Annotated in this window: 15 protein-coding genes; 6 read left to right on the top strand and 9 right to left on the bottom strand. The window is 42.0% G+C overall.

All coding sequences use genetic code 11. The annotated features are described in order from the left end of the window. Window positions 1-108 precede the first annotated feature (108 nt). The 6 genes from AB4160_RS03165 (at window position 109) to AB4160_RS03140 (ending at window position 6,663) form a co-directional block, all read left to right on the top strand. Window positions 109-1,452 carry an ABC1 kinase family protein gene (locus tag AB4160_RS03165; RefSeq protein ID WP_372003605.1) on the top strand — a complete coding sequence of 448 codons (1,344 nt, stop codon included), beginning with the start codon at window positions 109-111 and terminating at the stop codon, window positions 1,450-1,452. A gap of 124 nt (window positions 1,453-1,576) precedes the next feature. Continuing rightward, complete coding sequence (locus AB4160_RS03160; RefSeq protein WP_102438649.1) at window positions 1,577-1,960, top strand: VOC family protein; 384 nt, start codon at window positions 1,577-1,579, stop codon at window positions 1,958-1,960. A gap of 356 nt (window positions 1,961-2,316) precedes the next feature. Then, complete coding sequence (gene bla / locus AB4160_RS03155; RefSeq protein WP_102438651.1) at window positions 2,317-3,084, top strand: subclass B1 metallo-beta-lactamase; 768 nt, start codon at window positions 2,317-2,319, stop codon at window positions 3,082-3,084. A 25-nt stretch (window positions 3,085-3,109) separates the two neighbouring features. After that, the gene (locus AB4160_RS03150) at window positions 3,110-4,873 is read left to right on the top strand and encodes a pseudouridine synthase (RefSeq protein WP_372003603.1); all 1,764 of its coding nucleotides are present in this window, start codon (window positions 3,110-3,112) and stop codon (window positions 4,871-4,873) included. Between the two features lie 274 nt (window positions 4,874-5,147). Next, entirely contained in the window at window positions 5,148-5,567 is a 420-nt protein-coding gene (locus tag AB4160_RS03145; protein WP_102438656.1) for a DUF4339 domain-containing protein, read from the top strand. Between the two features lie 73 nt (window positions 5,568-5,640). Continuing rightward, on the top strand, window positions 5,641-6,663 hold the full coding sequence (locus AB4160_RS03140; protein WP_102476307.1) for a DUF4339 domain-containing protein: 1,023 nt from the start codon (window positions 5,641-5,643) through the stop codon (window positions 6,661-6,663). A 252-nt stretch (window positions 6,664-6,915) separates the two neighbouring features. Here AB4160_RS03140 and ybaK read toward each other — a convergent pair whose 3' ends face one another. The 9 genes from ybaK to cobT all read right to left on the bottom strand — a co-directional run bounded on the left by ybaK (window position 6,916) and on the right by cobT (window position 13,973). After that, window positions 6,916-7,386 carry a Cys-tRNA(Pro) deacylase gene (gene ybaK, locus AB4160_RS03135; protein WP_102520138.1) on the bottom strand — a complete coding sequence of 157 codons (471 nt, stop codon included), beginning with the start codon at window positions 7,384-7,386 and terminating at the stop codon, window positions 6,916-6,918. A gap of 48 nt (window positions 7,387-7,434) precedes the next feature. Beyond that, window positions 7,435-7,854 carry a VOC family protein gene (locus AB4160_RS03130; RefSeq protein ID WP_102438662.1) on the bottom strand — a complete coding sequence of 140 codons (420 nt, stop codon included), beginning with the start codon at window positions 7,852-7,854 and terminating at the stop codon, window positions 7,435-7,437. Window position 7,855: 1 nt separating this feature from the next. Beyond that, on the bottom strand, window positions 7,856-8,581 hold the full coding sequence (locus tag AB4160_RS03125) for a Type 1 glutamine amidotransferase-like domain-containing protein (protein ID WP_303411596.1): 726 nt from the start codon (window positions 8,579-8,581) through the stop codon (window positions 7,856-7,858). A 63-nt stretch (window positions 8,582-8,644) separates the two neighbouring features. Further along, window positions 8,645-8,884 (bottom strand): hypothetical protein, encoded by a 240-nt coding sequence (locus AB4160_RS03120; RefSeq protein WP_198589317.1) that lies wholly within the window; start codon window positions 8,882-8,884, stop codon window positions 8,645-8,647. 90 nt (window positions 8,885-8,974) lie between these two features. After that, a complete protein-coding gene (gene cobO / locus AB4160_RS03115; RefSeq protein ID WP_372003600.1) occupies window positions 8,975-9,622 on the bottom strand; it encodes a cob(I)yrinic acid a,c-diamide adenosyltransferase in 648 nt (215 codons plus the stop codon). Continuing rightward, on the bottom strand, window positions 9,619-11,139 hold the full coding sequence (locus tag AB4160_RS03110; RefSeq protein WP_372003664.1) for a cobyric acid synthase: 1,521 nt from the start codon (window positions 11,137-11,139) through the stop codon (window positions 9,619-9,621). The genes cobO and AB4160_RS03110 overlap by 4 nt, the downstream gene beginning before the upstream one ends. Before the next feature lie 212 nt (window positions 11,140-11,351). Then, complete coding sequence (gene cobU / locus AB4160_RS03105) at window positions 11,352-11,903, bottom strand: bifunctional adenosylcobinamide kinase/adenosylcobinamide-phosphate guanylyltransferase (protein ID WP_102438667.1); 552 nt, start codon at window positions 11,901-11,903, stop codon at window positions 11,352-11,354. Between the two features lie 53 nt (window positions 11,904-11,956). Then, a complete protein-coding gene (locus AB4160_RS03100) occupies window positions 11,957-12,805 on the bottom strand; it encodes an adenosylcobinamide-GDP ribazoletransferase (protein WP_102476302.1) in 849 nt (282 codons plus the stop codon). A gap of 100 nt (window positions 12,806-12,905) precedes the next feature. Beyond that, a complete protein-coding gene (gene cobT / locus AB4160_RS03095; protein WP_372003598.1) occupies window positions 12,906-13,973 on the bottom strand; it encodes a nicotinate-nucleotide--dimethylbenzimidazole phosphoribosyltransferase in 1,068 nt (355 codons plus the stop codon). Window positions 13,974-13,984 lie beyond the last annotated feature (11 nt).

The raw sequence follows: 13,984 nt of genomic DNA, 5'->3' as shown, positions 1-13,984 counted from the left end.
AAGGGTAATAACATTACCCTTTTTTTATGCTTTAAACTTCTGATCTGAATATAAATTTCCAACGTATTATCTAACTCAGTATAACGCGAGCAAGTACCGGAGTTGCCCATGAATAGAGATGTTACTGACAGAAATAGCGCGAGCAGTGTAGCCAAGATCCCCAGTAGTCGTTTATCTCGTTTAGGTAAAATGGGCTCATTAGCATCAAGGGTTGCTGGCAACGTACTGTTTGAAGGCGCCAAACAGCTCAGTAAAGGTCAATCACCTCAGTTGCAACAGCTGGTACTTACTCCCAAGAATATGACTCAAGTGGCTGAAAAGCTCGCTCAACTTCGTGGCGCGGCCATGAAAGTGGGTCAGATGATCTCTATGGATAGTGGTGATTTACTGCCTCCAGAAATCAGTGACATCTTAGCGAAACTCCGCGATGATGCTAAAGCCATGCCCCATAAACAACTGGTTGCGATCCTCAAACAACAATGGGGACAAGATTGGTTAGCTCCTTTTGCCCAATTTGAATTACGCCCTTTTGCAGCCGCCTCTATTGGTCAGGTACATTTAGCCTATCTGGACAGTGGTGAAAAACTAGCAGTTAAAATTCAATATCCCGGTATTAAAGACAGTATCGACAGCGATATTGATAATGTCGCGAGCCTGCTAAAAATGGCGCAGTTAGTGCCCGACCATGTGCAATTTGATAAGTTACTCACTGAAGCTAAAGCACAATTACACCACGAAGCTGATTATCACTACGAAGCTAATTTACTGCAGCAATACTACACTTGGGTCGCTGATACGCCACACTTTGTGGTACCAAGAGTTTATTCGCAGCTTAGCACCGACAGTATTTTAGTGATGCAGTTTATCGAAGGCGTGCCAATAGAATCTGTGCTCAATATGGCGCAAAGCATTCGCGATAAGGTCGCCACCCGGTTACTCAGTCTTTTTTTAGATGAGCTGTTTACCTTTAAGTTGGTACAAACAGATCCCAACTTTGCCAACTTTATGTACCAAGCAGATCCTGACAAAATTGTGCTGTTAGATTTTGGTGCTACCCGCAGCATTTCTGATGATTTATCCAGCGGCTATAACATGTTAATGCAAGGCGCTATGACCAGTGATAGTGCACTCATGACCCAGGCTGCAGCGCAAATTGGTTTTTTTCAAAAACACATTACCCCAGAGCAGCAACAAGTCATTGTCGATATTTTCCATCAAGCCTGTGAGCCATTACGATGTGAAGGGGAATATGATTTTGCCAATAGTAATCTCGCTAAACGCATTACCGACTCAGCCAAGGCCATGAGCACCAAACAAGATGAATGGCACGCACCGCCAACCGATGCGATTTTTATCCATCGCAAGTTAGCCGGTATCTACTTACTTGCCTCTCGCATAAAAGCAAAAATTGATGTCAGGCAGCTGTATTTAAGCCATCAAAACAACATCTAGCATTCGCACTTAACGCTGACGTTTATTGCCAAAAGGCTTGTTTAATAATAAAACAGTCCCATATAAGAAAGTGACGTTTATTAAAAAATTTATAAACGCCTTATAATTCAACAAGGAGAGTGACATGTTCAGCCACATCATGATCGGCAGTAACGATATACAAAAATCAAAAGCATTTTACGATGCCACCTTCGCCGTTTTAGGTTACGAACCTGGGGTCATCGATGATAAAGGTCGTTGTTTTTACTTCACTGAAAGCGGTATTTTTGCCATCACTAAACCCATCGATGGCGAACCTGCAACCCACGGCAACGGCACCACTATCGGTTTTAGTGTTAAAGATGCTGCTCAGGGCGATAAATGGCATGAAGTCGGCGCCGCTCATGGCGGCACACCTTGTGAAGAACCGCCTGGAGTACGTTCAAACCCTGCGATGAATTTGTACCTTGCCTATTTACGCGACCCTGATGGCAATAAAATTTGTGTACTGCATCGACTTCCAAAATAATCGCAGTCGTAAATACAAAATAGTAACGACTGAAGTTATTTCTACCGCACGATAAACACTGAAAAATGACTTAAAGTCCAACAATCACATAGCCTTGATACTCGCTATGTGATTGTTAAATTGTCCAAGGCTGACATCAGCAACTCAAATAGCGTCTCTCACTCAAAATAGCTCATAATGCCGCTCAACAAAGGCCCTCATACTGAAGCCTATCAACCTCAAGCGCTACCTGTGTAAAATTAGCCACAATAGTAAGCGGCTACACTATCTTAATAGACTGCACTATCTTAATAGACTGCACCATCTTAATAGCAATAGGGTAAACTCTAGCCTGTAACCACTTGGACAGAGACTGCATGATGAAATTGGCCATAGCATTATTCCTCGCTTATATTTTACTGTTAGTGCCCAGCACCCACGCTAGCCAAGAACAGTTTAAAAGCGCCACTAATCAGCTTGAACCAACAAAAGGCCAATTATCAGTCAAGCCGTTAATCGACAATGTATTTCAGTTTACCTCTTACTTCCAAACTCAAGATTACGGCTTTGTATCAGCTAATGGCTTAGTGGTTATCGATGGCTCAGAGGCCTATTTGATTGATACCCCATGGACAGAAAAAGATACCATTCAACTGGTGCGATGGATTAAGCAACAAGGCTTTACGCTACGGGCGAGTATTTCAACTCATTCCCATGATGATCGCGCAGCCGGAATTGGCTACTTAAATACCATAGGGGTTGATACTAACGCCTCTGAATTAACCAATTCATACTTAAAAGCCAATAATAAGCCTTTAGCAAAACAGGCTTTTACAGGCGACAAGTTGCAATTAGCCCACAAGCAGATTGAAGTAAAATATCTCGGTGCAGGCCATACAGAAGATAACCTCGTGGTGTGGCTGCCTGAGTCGAAATTACTATTCGGCGGATGCCTAATAAAAAGTCAAGCTAGCAAAACTATGGGCTATATTGCACAAGCGTCACTTTCTGAGTGGCCAAATACCCTAGATAAAGCCAAAAGCCGTTATAATGATGCAATCATTGTGGTACCAGGTCATGGCAACAATGGCGGATTAGAACTACTCAAGCACACCCAAGAGCTGATTAGTAACCATTTAAAGTAATTTATTGAAAAAGAAGCTGTAGAAGATGCCAACTGATAATAACGCAAGCCATTCCACTACAAACCAGCACTGCTTTGTGCCATTTAACACCAATGTAGATGGATATACATTGCCGGAAAAATTTACTTTCCCCTTTTATTATCAGCCACACCCATTAGCGATTATCGCCGCCGAGCAGCTACAAGAGCATTTACAACAGCAAACAGATTGGCTGCATAATTTTGGCATTACCGATAAAGAACATGATCAGTCAGCACCAACTGAAGCATTGCTTAGAAGAGAAGCATCAAAACACCTTCCTGCCATAGGTAAAATGTTTGGGGTATTAGTGGTCAAAAATACTCAGGGACAACTGGGTTTTTTAGCTGCTTTTTCAGGTAAATTAGCTGATAAAAACCTATGGCCACAATTCGTGCCGCCAGTATTTGATATGCTCAGTAAAGATAGTTTTTTCAAACAAGAAAATATCGAAATCAATCAACTCAATGCCCAGCTGGTTGAGTTAGAAAACGATCCATTATTACAGCAGTTGACCACTAAACTAGCGTTAACGCAGCAGCAAGCTGAAAATGCCATCGCGGCGCAGCGATCGCAAATGATCGAAAACAGAAAGTATCGCAAAGTTCAGCGAGCTCAAGCGCAAAGTCTCAATGAAACTGACTTTAAAACCTTATCAATTGAAATGAGCAGACAAAGCGTTAATGATAAATATTGCTTAGCAGAGCTTAAAGAGCATTGGGAGCGGCAAACTAAACTGGTTGCTGAGCCATTAGCTGAATTAGAACAAGCTATTAGTGCTATTAAACAACAAAGAAAGCAGCTATCTAATGGGCTACAGCATAAGTTATTTAGCCACTATCAGTTTTTAAATGCCCTAGGTGAGAGTAGTGATCTTAATAAGATTTTTAATGATGCGCCCAATCATTTACCACCTGCTGGAGCTGGTGAGTGCGCCGCGCCTAAACTGCTACAATATGCCTTTAAACATAATTTCACTCCTATCACTATGGCTGAGTTTTGGTGGGGCATGTCGCCCAAATCTGAAATTAAACAGCATAAAAACTATTACCCTGCATGCCATGGAAAATGCCGCCCAATTTTAGGGCATATGCTTAAAGGCCTACTGGTTGATGAAAATCCACTACTTAGCAACCCTGCTGAAGGGGTCGAGCTTCCCATCGTTTACCAAGACGATCATATTGTGATCGTGAATAAACCAGCGGAGTTTTTATCTGTGCCTGGTAAAAATATCACCGACTCAGTATATAGCAGAATGAAGCAAGCTTTTCCCCACGCCACTGGGCCACTCATAGTACATCGCCTAGATATGTCGACCTCAGGATTAATGGTTATTGCGCTGTCTAAAGAAGCCAATAAGCATTTAGTGCAGCAATTTATCAGTCGTACTGTCACCAAGCGTTATATCGCTAAGATCGATGGGGTCCCACAGCTTGATCGCGGCGATATTACACTGCCATTAAGAGTAGATTTAGACGATAGACCAAAGCAACTTGTCTGTTATTCACACGGAAAAAATGCACAAACCCATTGGCAAAAAGTACAGGAATTAAACAACTCTTGCTTAATTCACTTATTCCCCAAGACAGGCAGAACTCATCAATTAAGAGTCCATTGCGCCCACGCCAAAGGCTTGAACATGCCAATTTTAGGCGATGATTTATATGGAAAAAATGCACAAAGACTGCATTTACATGCTCAATTGCTGTCGATTATTCACCCTAATACAAATCACAGAATAACCTTTGAAGTTAATGCTGACTTCGAATAATCACAATATAAAACAATAGTTTTAAACAACTGAATGAATTAGTGTCAATTTTCTGTCTATTTGGCACTGATAAAAACTCTTAAAAATCCCCATTTCCAAGTGGAAATGTTAATCAATATCAGTTAATGTAATAAGTTCGTACGATATGCGATTTAATTGATAACAACCCAATAAGCTAACGTTTTCTACGTTATAAATTTTAGCCTTCCTACAAGCTGTTGATTAAATTAATAAAACTTTGGCTTACTGCACTATTTAAGGAAAAAAGTGGACTATGAAAGAGTGGTATTTCTCAAATAATGGTGAGATCAGCGGACCATTAAGGCTGGCAGAATCAAATAAGTTTATTGCGTCAAATCCAAATGTTTATGCTTGGCATCCTTCTTATGCGCAGTGGGTTCCTGTAAGTGATATAGAAGAGTTCGATGTTATTGGCTCTCCACCACCTGCACCGGCGGAAATCCCGCAACAACTGATAGAGCATTTCACAGCTAAAGAGCGTGAGCTAAATGCTGCGCTAGGCCGAATAGATAATACGATTCAAACTATCAGTAGTTCAATGGCAGATATTGATCGCGACACCAATCGCTTTAAACAAACCACCAAAGATTTAAACGATAAAGTAGAAGCAACGTTAAAAAGCGTTAATGAGCAATATGCTGCATTACAGAAGACTCTTGCTGGTGTTAACTGATTGAGTAAAGAAACCTTATTACTCTGATTTGCATATAACATTTGTTTATAACTAAAACATTAAGAATACGATTATGAAAAAATGGTTTTTTTCCAAAAATGGCAAAATAACTGGGCCATTTACAGAAGTTGAAGCAAAAGAATTTTTACTCAGTGATGGTAACTGTTATGGATGGCACCCATCATTCACTCAATGGAAACCTGCAAGCAGCATTCCCGAATTTGCCGCCTTTGTTCCAGCAGTGACACCACCAGCTGAAATACCTCAAGCATTAATCGCCGAATTTGCAGCTAAAGATAAAGCATTACAAGCAAAAATACTTAGCATGGAAGAAAGCGTTATTTCTACCAAGGCCTACCTGCTTGAGTTTGAGCAAGAAATTACTAATTATAAAAAATTAACGAATAATCTAAATGATGAAGTTAAAAATAATATTAGTCCTTTTGAAAACAAATATAATTCGCTACAAAACTCATTTGACGAATTAGTTAGTGCGTTATCAATTGCTAAAACTGAAGTTAATGAAGCTGTTACTGAATTTAATCAACGAGTCAACAAACGGCTTGCTGAAAGCGGCACCGATACTAAAGCCGTTACCGCAGCTCCTGTAGCTAAAGATGCTGCAGTAAGTTCGGCAGCTTTATCTGTTGATAATGTCTCTGCAATCAGTGATCAAATTCAAAAAGCACTTGCTGAAAGCATGATGTCAGCAGTAGAAGACGTCAACAACTCAGAACTGACAGCGAAGAAATCGTTAGATCCTGTTGCCGTAGCACCTAAAAAAGCTAAAGCAAAAATTGATAAAATAGAATTCTCTGAAGACATCGCTGAAGATACTCAATCTGAAGCTGAAGAAAAAGCGGCTGGTCTATCTGGCGTGAGTAATATCTTCAAATCTGTCTTCAAGGGGGATCCTAAGACACCGCCAAAAAAGTCAGAAACGCCGGATGATGCAGATCAGCTGGTGAAATCAACGAATGCTAACAGCAATGATAAGAAAGCTACTGATAAAAAAGAAGAAGTTGTAGAAACTGAAGATGAAAAAGAAGCCAGAATGAGACGTCGTAGAAGACGTACACATTACATTGCTTCTTAACATTTACAGCTACTGAGGTAATGATACTTAACTGCTGATAGTTGCACCGAATTGAATATCAAAACGGCCTATTTATTAAATAGGCCGTTTTTTATTGAATCGAGTTCGTTGGAATAGTCTTAACAGAGGTGACTCAATGCAGTATTCAGCGACTCAACTTTCCGAGTTGAACATTTGCAATGATTACCACTGTAATCGAATACAAAAATGTCCGCTCACTGCTGCAATCACCTTGTAAATGTCGCTTGGATATTACTCACTGCATATGTTGGCAAAGGTTGCTTGAGTTAGCGTTTGCAAATCTGCTGGCGCCAATGAGATTTCTAAGCCCCTGCGACCCGCGCTCACGTACATGGTATTAAGCTCCTTGGCAGAGCTATTTATCACGGTTTTTAAACGCCGTTTTTGTCCTAATGGGCTCACTCCACCAAATACATAACCGGTGGTTTTTTCCGCTAGCCCTTTATCCGCCATGACCGCTTTTTTACCACCAAGAGCTTTAGCAAGTAATTTAAGGCTCAACATTGATGTCATGGGCACAACCGCAACGGCCAATTCCTTGCTGTCTATTGTAACCACTAAAGTCTTAAACACTTGGCTCGCTGACACGCCAAGTTTTTCTACCGCTTCATCACCATAGGACTGGGCATTACTATCATGCTCATATTCATAGATAGTGTGAGGAGTTTTATGTTTTTTGAGGGTGTTAATCGCTGGGGTCATAGTGTCTGTAATAAATCCGTAAATAAGACCACCTAATGCTGTGATCTTTTAGCTGTTAGTATCTGTGATTTGTTGATATTCAAAACTGGTAATTTCAAAAGGATTGCCATCGGGATCTGCAAAGTAAATTGACCAGGTAATTTCATGATCGCTTTCAGTATATTTTATCTTATTCTCAGCAAGTTTTTGTTTCCACATCTGGTAATTATTAGCATCCACCCCAAAAGCGACTGTGGTAAATTTAGGCTTAATACTTTCAAAAAGCGCTAAATGAATATCACCATGCTCGATAGTTAGCGGGCCGTCGCCTTGACTCCAAAAGGCTAACGCTTCGACCAGCCTAAAACCCAGCACTTGTTGATACCAAGCGAATGCCTTTGCCCTATCCCTGACATAAATATGAATATGGTCAACCCGAGTCAGTTTAGGGCCAGTTTGACTGAGTTTTGGCTCATTAGAAACAGACATATTAACTCCGATTAATCCACGTTGGTGCACCAAACTCAGTCAATTGCTTATCGACTAGCACAATTGCATCATCATCTGAACAACACAGCAATGGTTGCTGTTTAGCTAATGGCAGCGACTTAAACAGTGATTGCGTTTGTGCGTCATTAATCTCTGTGGCCGATAGGTGCGGCACAAATAAAAATGGCACTAAGGCTAAAGCGCTGGTATCAATTAATCCCACTTGATTACTATCACCACATAAAGGCGCTGTATCAATTGATGGCGTCATTATCATCGCCCCAGCACTGATCCCAATAATCGCAGTACTAGTTCCTGCACTGTGTTTTACAGGACGATCAATTCTAAGGCGATCAATTTCCGGGCTATCTTGACTTATATCACCCAGTGCCAGTTGATAGAGTAACTTATCTAGCCCACGCTGCTTTAACCAGTATAGGAAACGATAAGTATCGCCACCGGATAAATATATTAGCCCTGCTTGGCGTAAAATACGTTCCGACTCGGTGGTATAGCCATCTTCAAGATCAATATAGTTAACCTTGTCAAAGCCAAGGCCCTTAAACATGGCAGCTACTGGCGCAAAATAGCTTCGCTGAGCATCTGGCTCAGATGCTATATAAACTACGCCAGCTTGCTTTTCAGCAATCGACAATGTCGCCACCATAGCTGCTATCGCTTGCTGGGATGCTATTGATGTTGCATCACTTAATAATGCTAATTTCATTGATCTTGTAAGTCCGTTTACTGTTTTGCATTTATGTCACATTTTGCCGAATAGCTAGACTGCTTAGTCGTCTGCTAAAGCATCAAACTGCTGTCTTTTCTCGTCCATAAACTGCTGCATCGCTGCAGGATCTTGCATCAAATGCGCCATTTGCGACATCACTAACATGTGTGGGGCATCTTGCTGCTGAAACATCGCCATAGCGTGCATTTTACTTTGCGCGACCATTTGCTCGAATGTCTCTGCGCGAAATACTTCATCACAAGCGCCACCAAGCTGTTTACAGGTCATTGTTTTCATCATTATCTCTCTTTTTAAATTATTAAAATTCTGTTGTATTAAGCACTTTGGCTTGCATAATGTTACCAAGGGTAAAGCAACAAATAAATTTGATTAATAATCAAACCCTAGCTGCGCTTTAATGCCATCATTAAAAGCGTGTTTTATCGGTTGAACTTCGGACACTGTATCGGCAAGTTCAATGATTTCACGATGGCAGGCACGGCCGGTAATGATCACATGTTGCATGGCTGGGCGATTTTTTAACGCATTCAGTACCCGCTCAACCTCTATGTAGTGATAGCTCACCATATAAGTTAACTCATCTAATAGCACTAAATTAACTGACTCATCTTGTAAGAGTTTTTCAGCTTCAAGCCAGGCTTCCATCGCCGCTTGAGTGTCTTTTTCTTTATCTTGGGTTTCCCAGGTAAAGCCTGTGCCCATGACATGAAACTCAACCCCTGCGCCTTCTAACAGATTGCGCTCGCCACAGGCCCAAGTGCCTTTGATAAATTGCACCACTGCGGCTTTGTGTCCATGGCCGACGGCGCGAGCAACAGAGCCAAAACCTGAAGTCGATTTACCTTTACCGTTGCCCGTCAGTACCAGCAAAATGCCTTTTTCATCTTGGGCGGCAGCAATTTTTGCATCAACCCCTTGTTTTACTTTTTGCTGACGCGCTTTATGACGCTGGGCTTTATTGGCATCGATATTACTAATTTGACTCTGGCTTTCGTTTTGGTTTTCATTATCACTCATGAGAGACTTCCTGTTAATTTATCCATATCTAAATGCGCTTCAAGCACATCAGCTAATCGTTCTAATTGTTGTTCACGTATTTGGTTTATATCAATGCTTTTGGCTTGAGCAAGCCCTGCCCACTGCAATATAAGCTCACAGGCATCTGGGCTATCAAATAAACCATGAACATAGGTTGCCAAAATTTGGTTATCATCACTGAGTAGGCCTTCTGCGTACTGCGTATCACTCTGCTGTGATGTGAGACTGATAGGCGCTAGCAAATCTGCAGAAGTTAGCTTTTGAGTCACCCCGCAGTGAATTTCATAACCTTCAATGCTTGCTTTAGCTTCATTAAGCGCTAAGTGACCACTTACTTTACATAGGGTTTTATCTGCCGTCAGTGTGGTTTCAATGGGCAGTAAGCTTAAGCCTTTACTGCTACCTGCCACATCTTCAATGGCATCGGGGTCATGAATATATTGGCCTAACATTTGATAACCACCACAAATGCCTATGACTTTACCGCCATAACGTAAGTGCTTATTAACCTCAAGACCCCAGCCTTGTTGACGCATAAATTCTAAATCTGCTCTGACATTTTTACTGCCTGGTAATATGATTAAATCCACTTTGGGGAAATCTGGATTACTGGATTGGGTTTGCAGGCTAAGATAATGAAACTCAATGTAAGGATTCAACCGTAAAGGGTCAAAGTCGGTATGATTACTGATCCTTGGAAAAACTAACACCAGCACTTTGAGCTTATGATTGATAATGGCTAAGTCCTTTTCCGAACCTGTGACTTTCCCATGGGAGTCAATCAGCGCATCTTCAGCATCTAAATGTAGGTCATGTAAGTAAGGCAAAACCCCAAATACCGTTTTTTGGGTGTAGCTTTCAAGCCAGTCGATGCCAGATTGTAATAAACTAATGTCGCCTCGAAAGCGATTAATCACAAAGCCTTTAACTCTTTGTTGCTCAGATCCACTGAGCAGTGCCAAGGTGCCCACAAGGTGGGCAAATACGCCGCCTTTATCAATATCAGCAATAATAATGACAGGGCAATCGACCGCTTCAGCAAAGCCCATATTGGCGATATCCCCTTCGCGCAAATTGATTTCTGCAGGGCTACCTGCCCCTTCAACTACCACCAGCTGATATTGCTGGGTCAAGCGCTCAAAAGACTGTAATACCGCATCCATAGCGAGGATTTTATAGTTACGGCTTTCCGGGCCAAAAAAAGCTTTTGCCTCTAATGTGGTCAAGGCTTTACCGTGAATAATCACTTGGGAGCCAGTATCACTACTTGGCTTTAATAATACTGGATTAAAATCCGTATGCAGCGCAAGCTTACACGCCACGGCTTGCAATGCTTGGGCGCGGCCAATTTCGCCGCCATCTGCGGTAACTGCGCTATTTAATGCCATATTTTGTGGTTTAAATGGCGCCACCTTAGTACCTTGGCGAGCAAATACCCGACAAAGACCCGCAACTAGGGTGCTTTTACCCGCATCTGATGTGGTGCCTTGCACCATTAAGGTTTTAGCCGCTCCAGCTTGATAGCTATGGCCAGAACTGCCCGTATTGCTTGTGCTAGTTTTAGTTTGGTTTTTAATTTGCATCATGGTTGATTTTTATCTGTCATTTAAGCTGCTATGGCGTGACATTAGAGAAAGTGAATGAGGTATTGGCAGTGTTAACCATGCTTATACAATCGCTGTTGTAAGAATATAGCTTAGCCATAGGTTTAGCGTTTAAGCTCAACGGGTAAGCCTGCAACCACTAAGGTGACCTTGTCAGCGATTTTAGCAATAGCTTGGTTTAACCAACCGGCTTCATCAGCAAAACGACGGCTTAATTCTCCAAGTGGCACAATGCCTGAGCCCACTTCATTGCTGATTAATATCACCTGCGCTTCAAGAGTGGGTAAACATGCCAATAACGCCTGCTTTTGCTGTTGCCATAATTCATCAACACCATCACGGTGGGTCTCTTCACTGGCCACAAGATGATTAGTTAAATACAGCGTGAGGCAATCGACAAACAATACCGTATTCGGGGAGTCATATTTAACTAAGGTATGAGCAATGGCTAGCGGCGTTTCAACCAGCTGCCAATCAATATTTGAGTTATCTCTGTCTTGTTGGTGACGTAAAATTCGCTGCTTCATCTCATCATCAAGTGCGGTGGCGGTGGCGATATAGACGCAACGATGCCCTTGCAAAGCGAAAGGCTCAGCAAGGGATTCACCATAACGGCTTTTACCTGAACGGGCACCACCAAGCACCAGATGGATCATGCAGTTTTTCCTTTATTAACATTCATCTAAGCTAAAATTTTTACTTCAAAAATTTAATTTAGCCCTATGACTAAAATTGCGCCATAACACAGTAGTTCAGCAATCTGTTGTGCAGCGCCTAACGTGTCACCGGTATAGCCGCCAATTTGACGATTACCGCCCCATATCAAGGCTTGTCGTAATAGCACTAATAGCAATAACAACCCAAAGGCGACTACGCCGTTTAAGCAGGCTAGTACCACAAAGCCACTTAAGCATAAAATCAATAAATCATTGATGTGCTGATGCTGCGCCAGAGGTTTTGATTTGCTGCCATCATCTTCAGTAACATATTGGCCTGAAAAGATAATGCTCCCTGCTAACACGCGGCTTAAACCATGGGCAACAACAATGGCGACGACCGCATTAATCGGGCTATAAAGGGCAATTTCGACTAACAATTGCCACTTTAATAATAGGCAAAGCACTAAGGCTAAGGTGCCATAAGTGCCTATTCTTGAATCTTTCATGATGCGCAGCTTGTCAGCAACTTTCCAGCCACCACCAAAACCATCAGCGGTATCAGCAAGGCCATCTTCATGAAAGCCTCCTGTGACTAATACGCCGGTTATCATCGCCAAGATCACCGCAACCCCATTAGGCAACACAAACTGACTCACCCAAAACACCGCTGCGCTTATGCTGCCAACAAATAACCCTATTACGCCAAAATAACGGCTAGCTTGATTAAGCTTTTCACTGTCAAACTCAACCCAAGCTGGCACCGGAATTCGAGTAAAAAAGCTTAACGCAATAAGCAATAAATTCAGTTGTTTTTTTAGTGTACTTCCACTTTTAGGCGCTTGATAATCAGTTTCATCAGACTGATTTTTTGCCCCCTCAGATGACGACTGTTGCTCCATGACGTTTCCTTTAATTGCCTATCACAGCTAATTGGCTATCACAGCGTTAATATTTACTGCGTTATTTACTTCTCGATTTACTTCTCGATTCGCAGCGCAATTACACCACTGACTTTACGCCGGCATTTTCAAAACTAGCCATATCATTGTAGAAGTTCACCGCCGCTTCAATGATTGGCAGTGATAGCGCAGCGCCTGTACCTTCACCTAGTCTAAACCCTAATTGCAATAATGGTTTAGCATCCATTGCGGCTAGCATTTTAATATGGCCTTGCTCATCTGATTGGTGAGCAAAAATTAAGTAATCTTTTACATCAGGGTGTAATTTAACTGCGGCTAATGCGGCTGCGGTTGCAATAAAGCCATCAATAACCACCAGCATCTTTTTCTCAGCGGCCGCTAAAATAGCGCCTGTCATTTGCACAATTTCAAAGCCGCCAACACAGGCAAGTACATTAACCGGATCGGTAAATTTACTTCTATGCAGGTTAAGCGCTACACCCAATAACTCGGTTTTAAGAGCAAAGGCTCTATCATCAATCCCCGTACCTCGGCCGACACACTCTTTAATATCTAAGCCTAATAATGCGGCCATAATCGCCGCAGCTGACGAGGTATTGCCAATGCCCATTTCACCAAGCGCAATCAGGTTACAACCTGAATCATAGTGACGATTAACCACTTCACTTGCATAGCTAAAGCCATCTTTAACCGCTAATAAACTCATGGCCGCTTTTTGATGAATGGCTTGAGTGCCATTGCCTAAACGATGCTGAGTAATACGAGGGTCATCAACTGGCTGCAACATGCCGCAATCAATCACTTCAAGGTTTAAACCCATTTGACGGCAAAAGACATTAATCGCAGCGCCGCCATTAGCAAAGTTAGCCACCATTTGTTGAGTAACTTCACTGGGGGCAATCGATACCCCATGAGCAGCAATACCATGATCGCCAGCAAACACCAACATAGCAGGCTTATTAATACTCAACTTATGCCTAATATTGTACTTTGGTTTCATATTAGCTTGTGGCGTTAGTTGCACTTGCGCAATCTGCATTGCTAGCGTTTCGAGTAACCCTAGCGCCCCTAGCGGCTTAGTTTTCTGATTAATTTTATGCTGTATTTGATCATCAAATTTATGACTAACTGGATCTACCGCAAACATCCCTTACTCTC

It is taken from the genome of Shewanella sp. 10N.286.51.B8 (assembly GCF_041469325.1).
In the GTDB taxonomy this organism is placed as follows: domain Bacteria; phylum Pseudomonadota; class Gammaproteobacteria; order Enterobacterales; family Shewanellaceae; genus Shewanella.
The sequence above is the reverse complement of the archived record's forward strand: the minus strand, read 5'-3'. Positions and strand labels throughout refer to the sequence as shown.

What these genes read in the sequence shown, in the direction of transcription:
- AB4160_RS03165 (WP_372003605.1), top strand. Translation starts at nt 109, where the DNA reads ATGAATAGAGATGTTACTGACAGAAATAGCGCGAGCAGTGTAGCCAAG.
- AB4160_RS03160 (WP_102438649.1), top strand. Translation starts at nt 1,577, where the DNA reads ATGTTCAGCCACATCATGATCGGCAGTAACGATATACAAAAATCAAAA.
- bla (WP_102438651.1), top strand. Translation starts at nt 2,317, where the DNA reads ATGATGAAATTGGCCATAGCATTATTCCTCGCTTATATTTTACTGTTA.
- AB4160_RS03150 (WP_372003603.1), top strand. Translation starts at nt 3,110, where the DNA reads ATGCCAACTGATAATAACGCAAGCCATTCCACTACAAACCAGCACTGC.
- AB4160_RS03145 (WP_102438656.1), top strand. Translation starts at nt 5,148, where the DNA reads ATGAAAGAGTGGTATTTCTCAAATAATGGTGAGATCAGCGGACCATTA.
- AB4160_RS03140 (WP_102476307.1), top strand. Translation starts at nt 5,641, where the DNA reads ATGAAAAAATGGTTTTTTTCCAAAAATGGCAAAATAACTGGGCCATTT.
- ybaK (WP_102520138.1), bottom strand. Translation starts at nt 7,386, where the DNA reads ATGACCCCAGCGATTAACACCCTCAAAAAACATAAAACTCCTCACACT.
- AB4160_RS03130 (WP_102438662.1), bottom strand. Translation starts at nt 7,854, where the DNA reads ATGTCTGTTTCTAATGAGCCAAAACTCAGTCAAACTGGCCCTAAACTG.
- AB4160_RS03125 (WP_303411596.1), bottom strand. Translation starts at nt 8,581, where the DNA reads ATGAAATTAGCATTATTAAGTGATGCAACATCAATAGCATCCCAGCAA.
- AB4160_RS03120 (WP_198589317.1), bottom strand. Translation starts at nt 8,884, where the DNA reads ATGATGAAAACAATGACCTGTAAACAGCTTGGTGGCGCTTGTGATGAA.
- cobO (WP_372003600.1), bottom strand. Translation starts at nt 9,622, where the DNA reads ATGAGTGATAATGAAAACCAAAACGAAAGCCAGAGTCAAATTAGTAAT.
- AB4160_RS03110 (WP_372003664.1), bottom strand. Translation starts at nt 11,139, where the DNA reads ATGGTGCAAGGCACCACATCAGATGCGGGTAAAAGCACCCTAGTTGCG.
- cobU (WP_102438667.1), bottom strand. Translation starts at nt 11,903, where the DNA reads ATGATCCATCTGGTGCTTGGTGGTGCCCGTTCAGGTAAAAGCCGTTAT.
- AB4160_RS03100 (WP_102476302.1), bottom strand. Translation starts at nt 12,805, where the DNA reads ATGGAGCAACAGTCGTCATCTGAGGGGGCAAAAAATCAGTCTGATGAA.
- cobT (WP_372003598.1), bottom strand. Translation starts at nt 13,973, where the DNA reads ATGTTTGCGGTAGATCCAGTTAGTCATAAATTTGATGATCAAATACAG.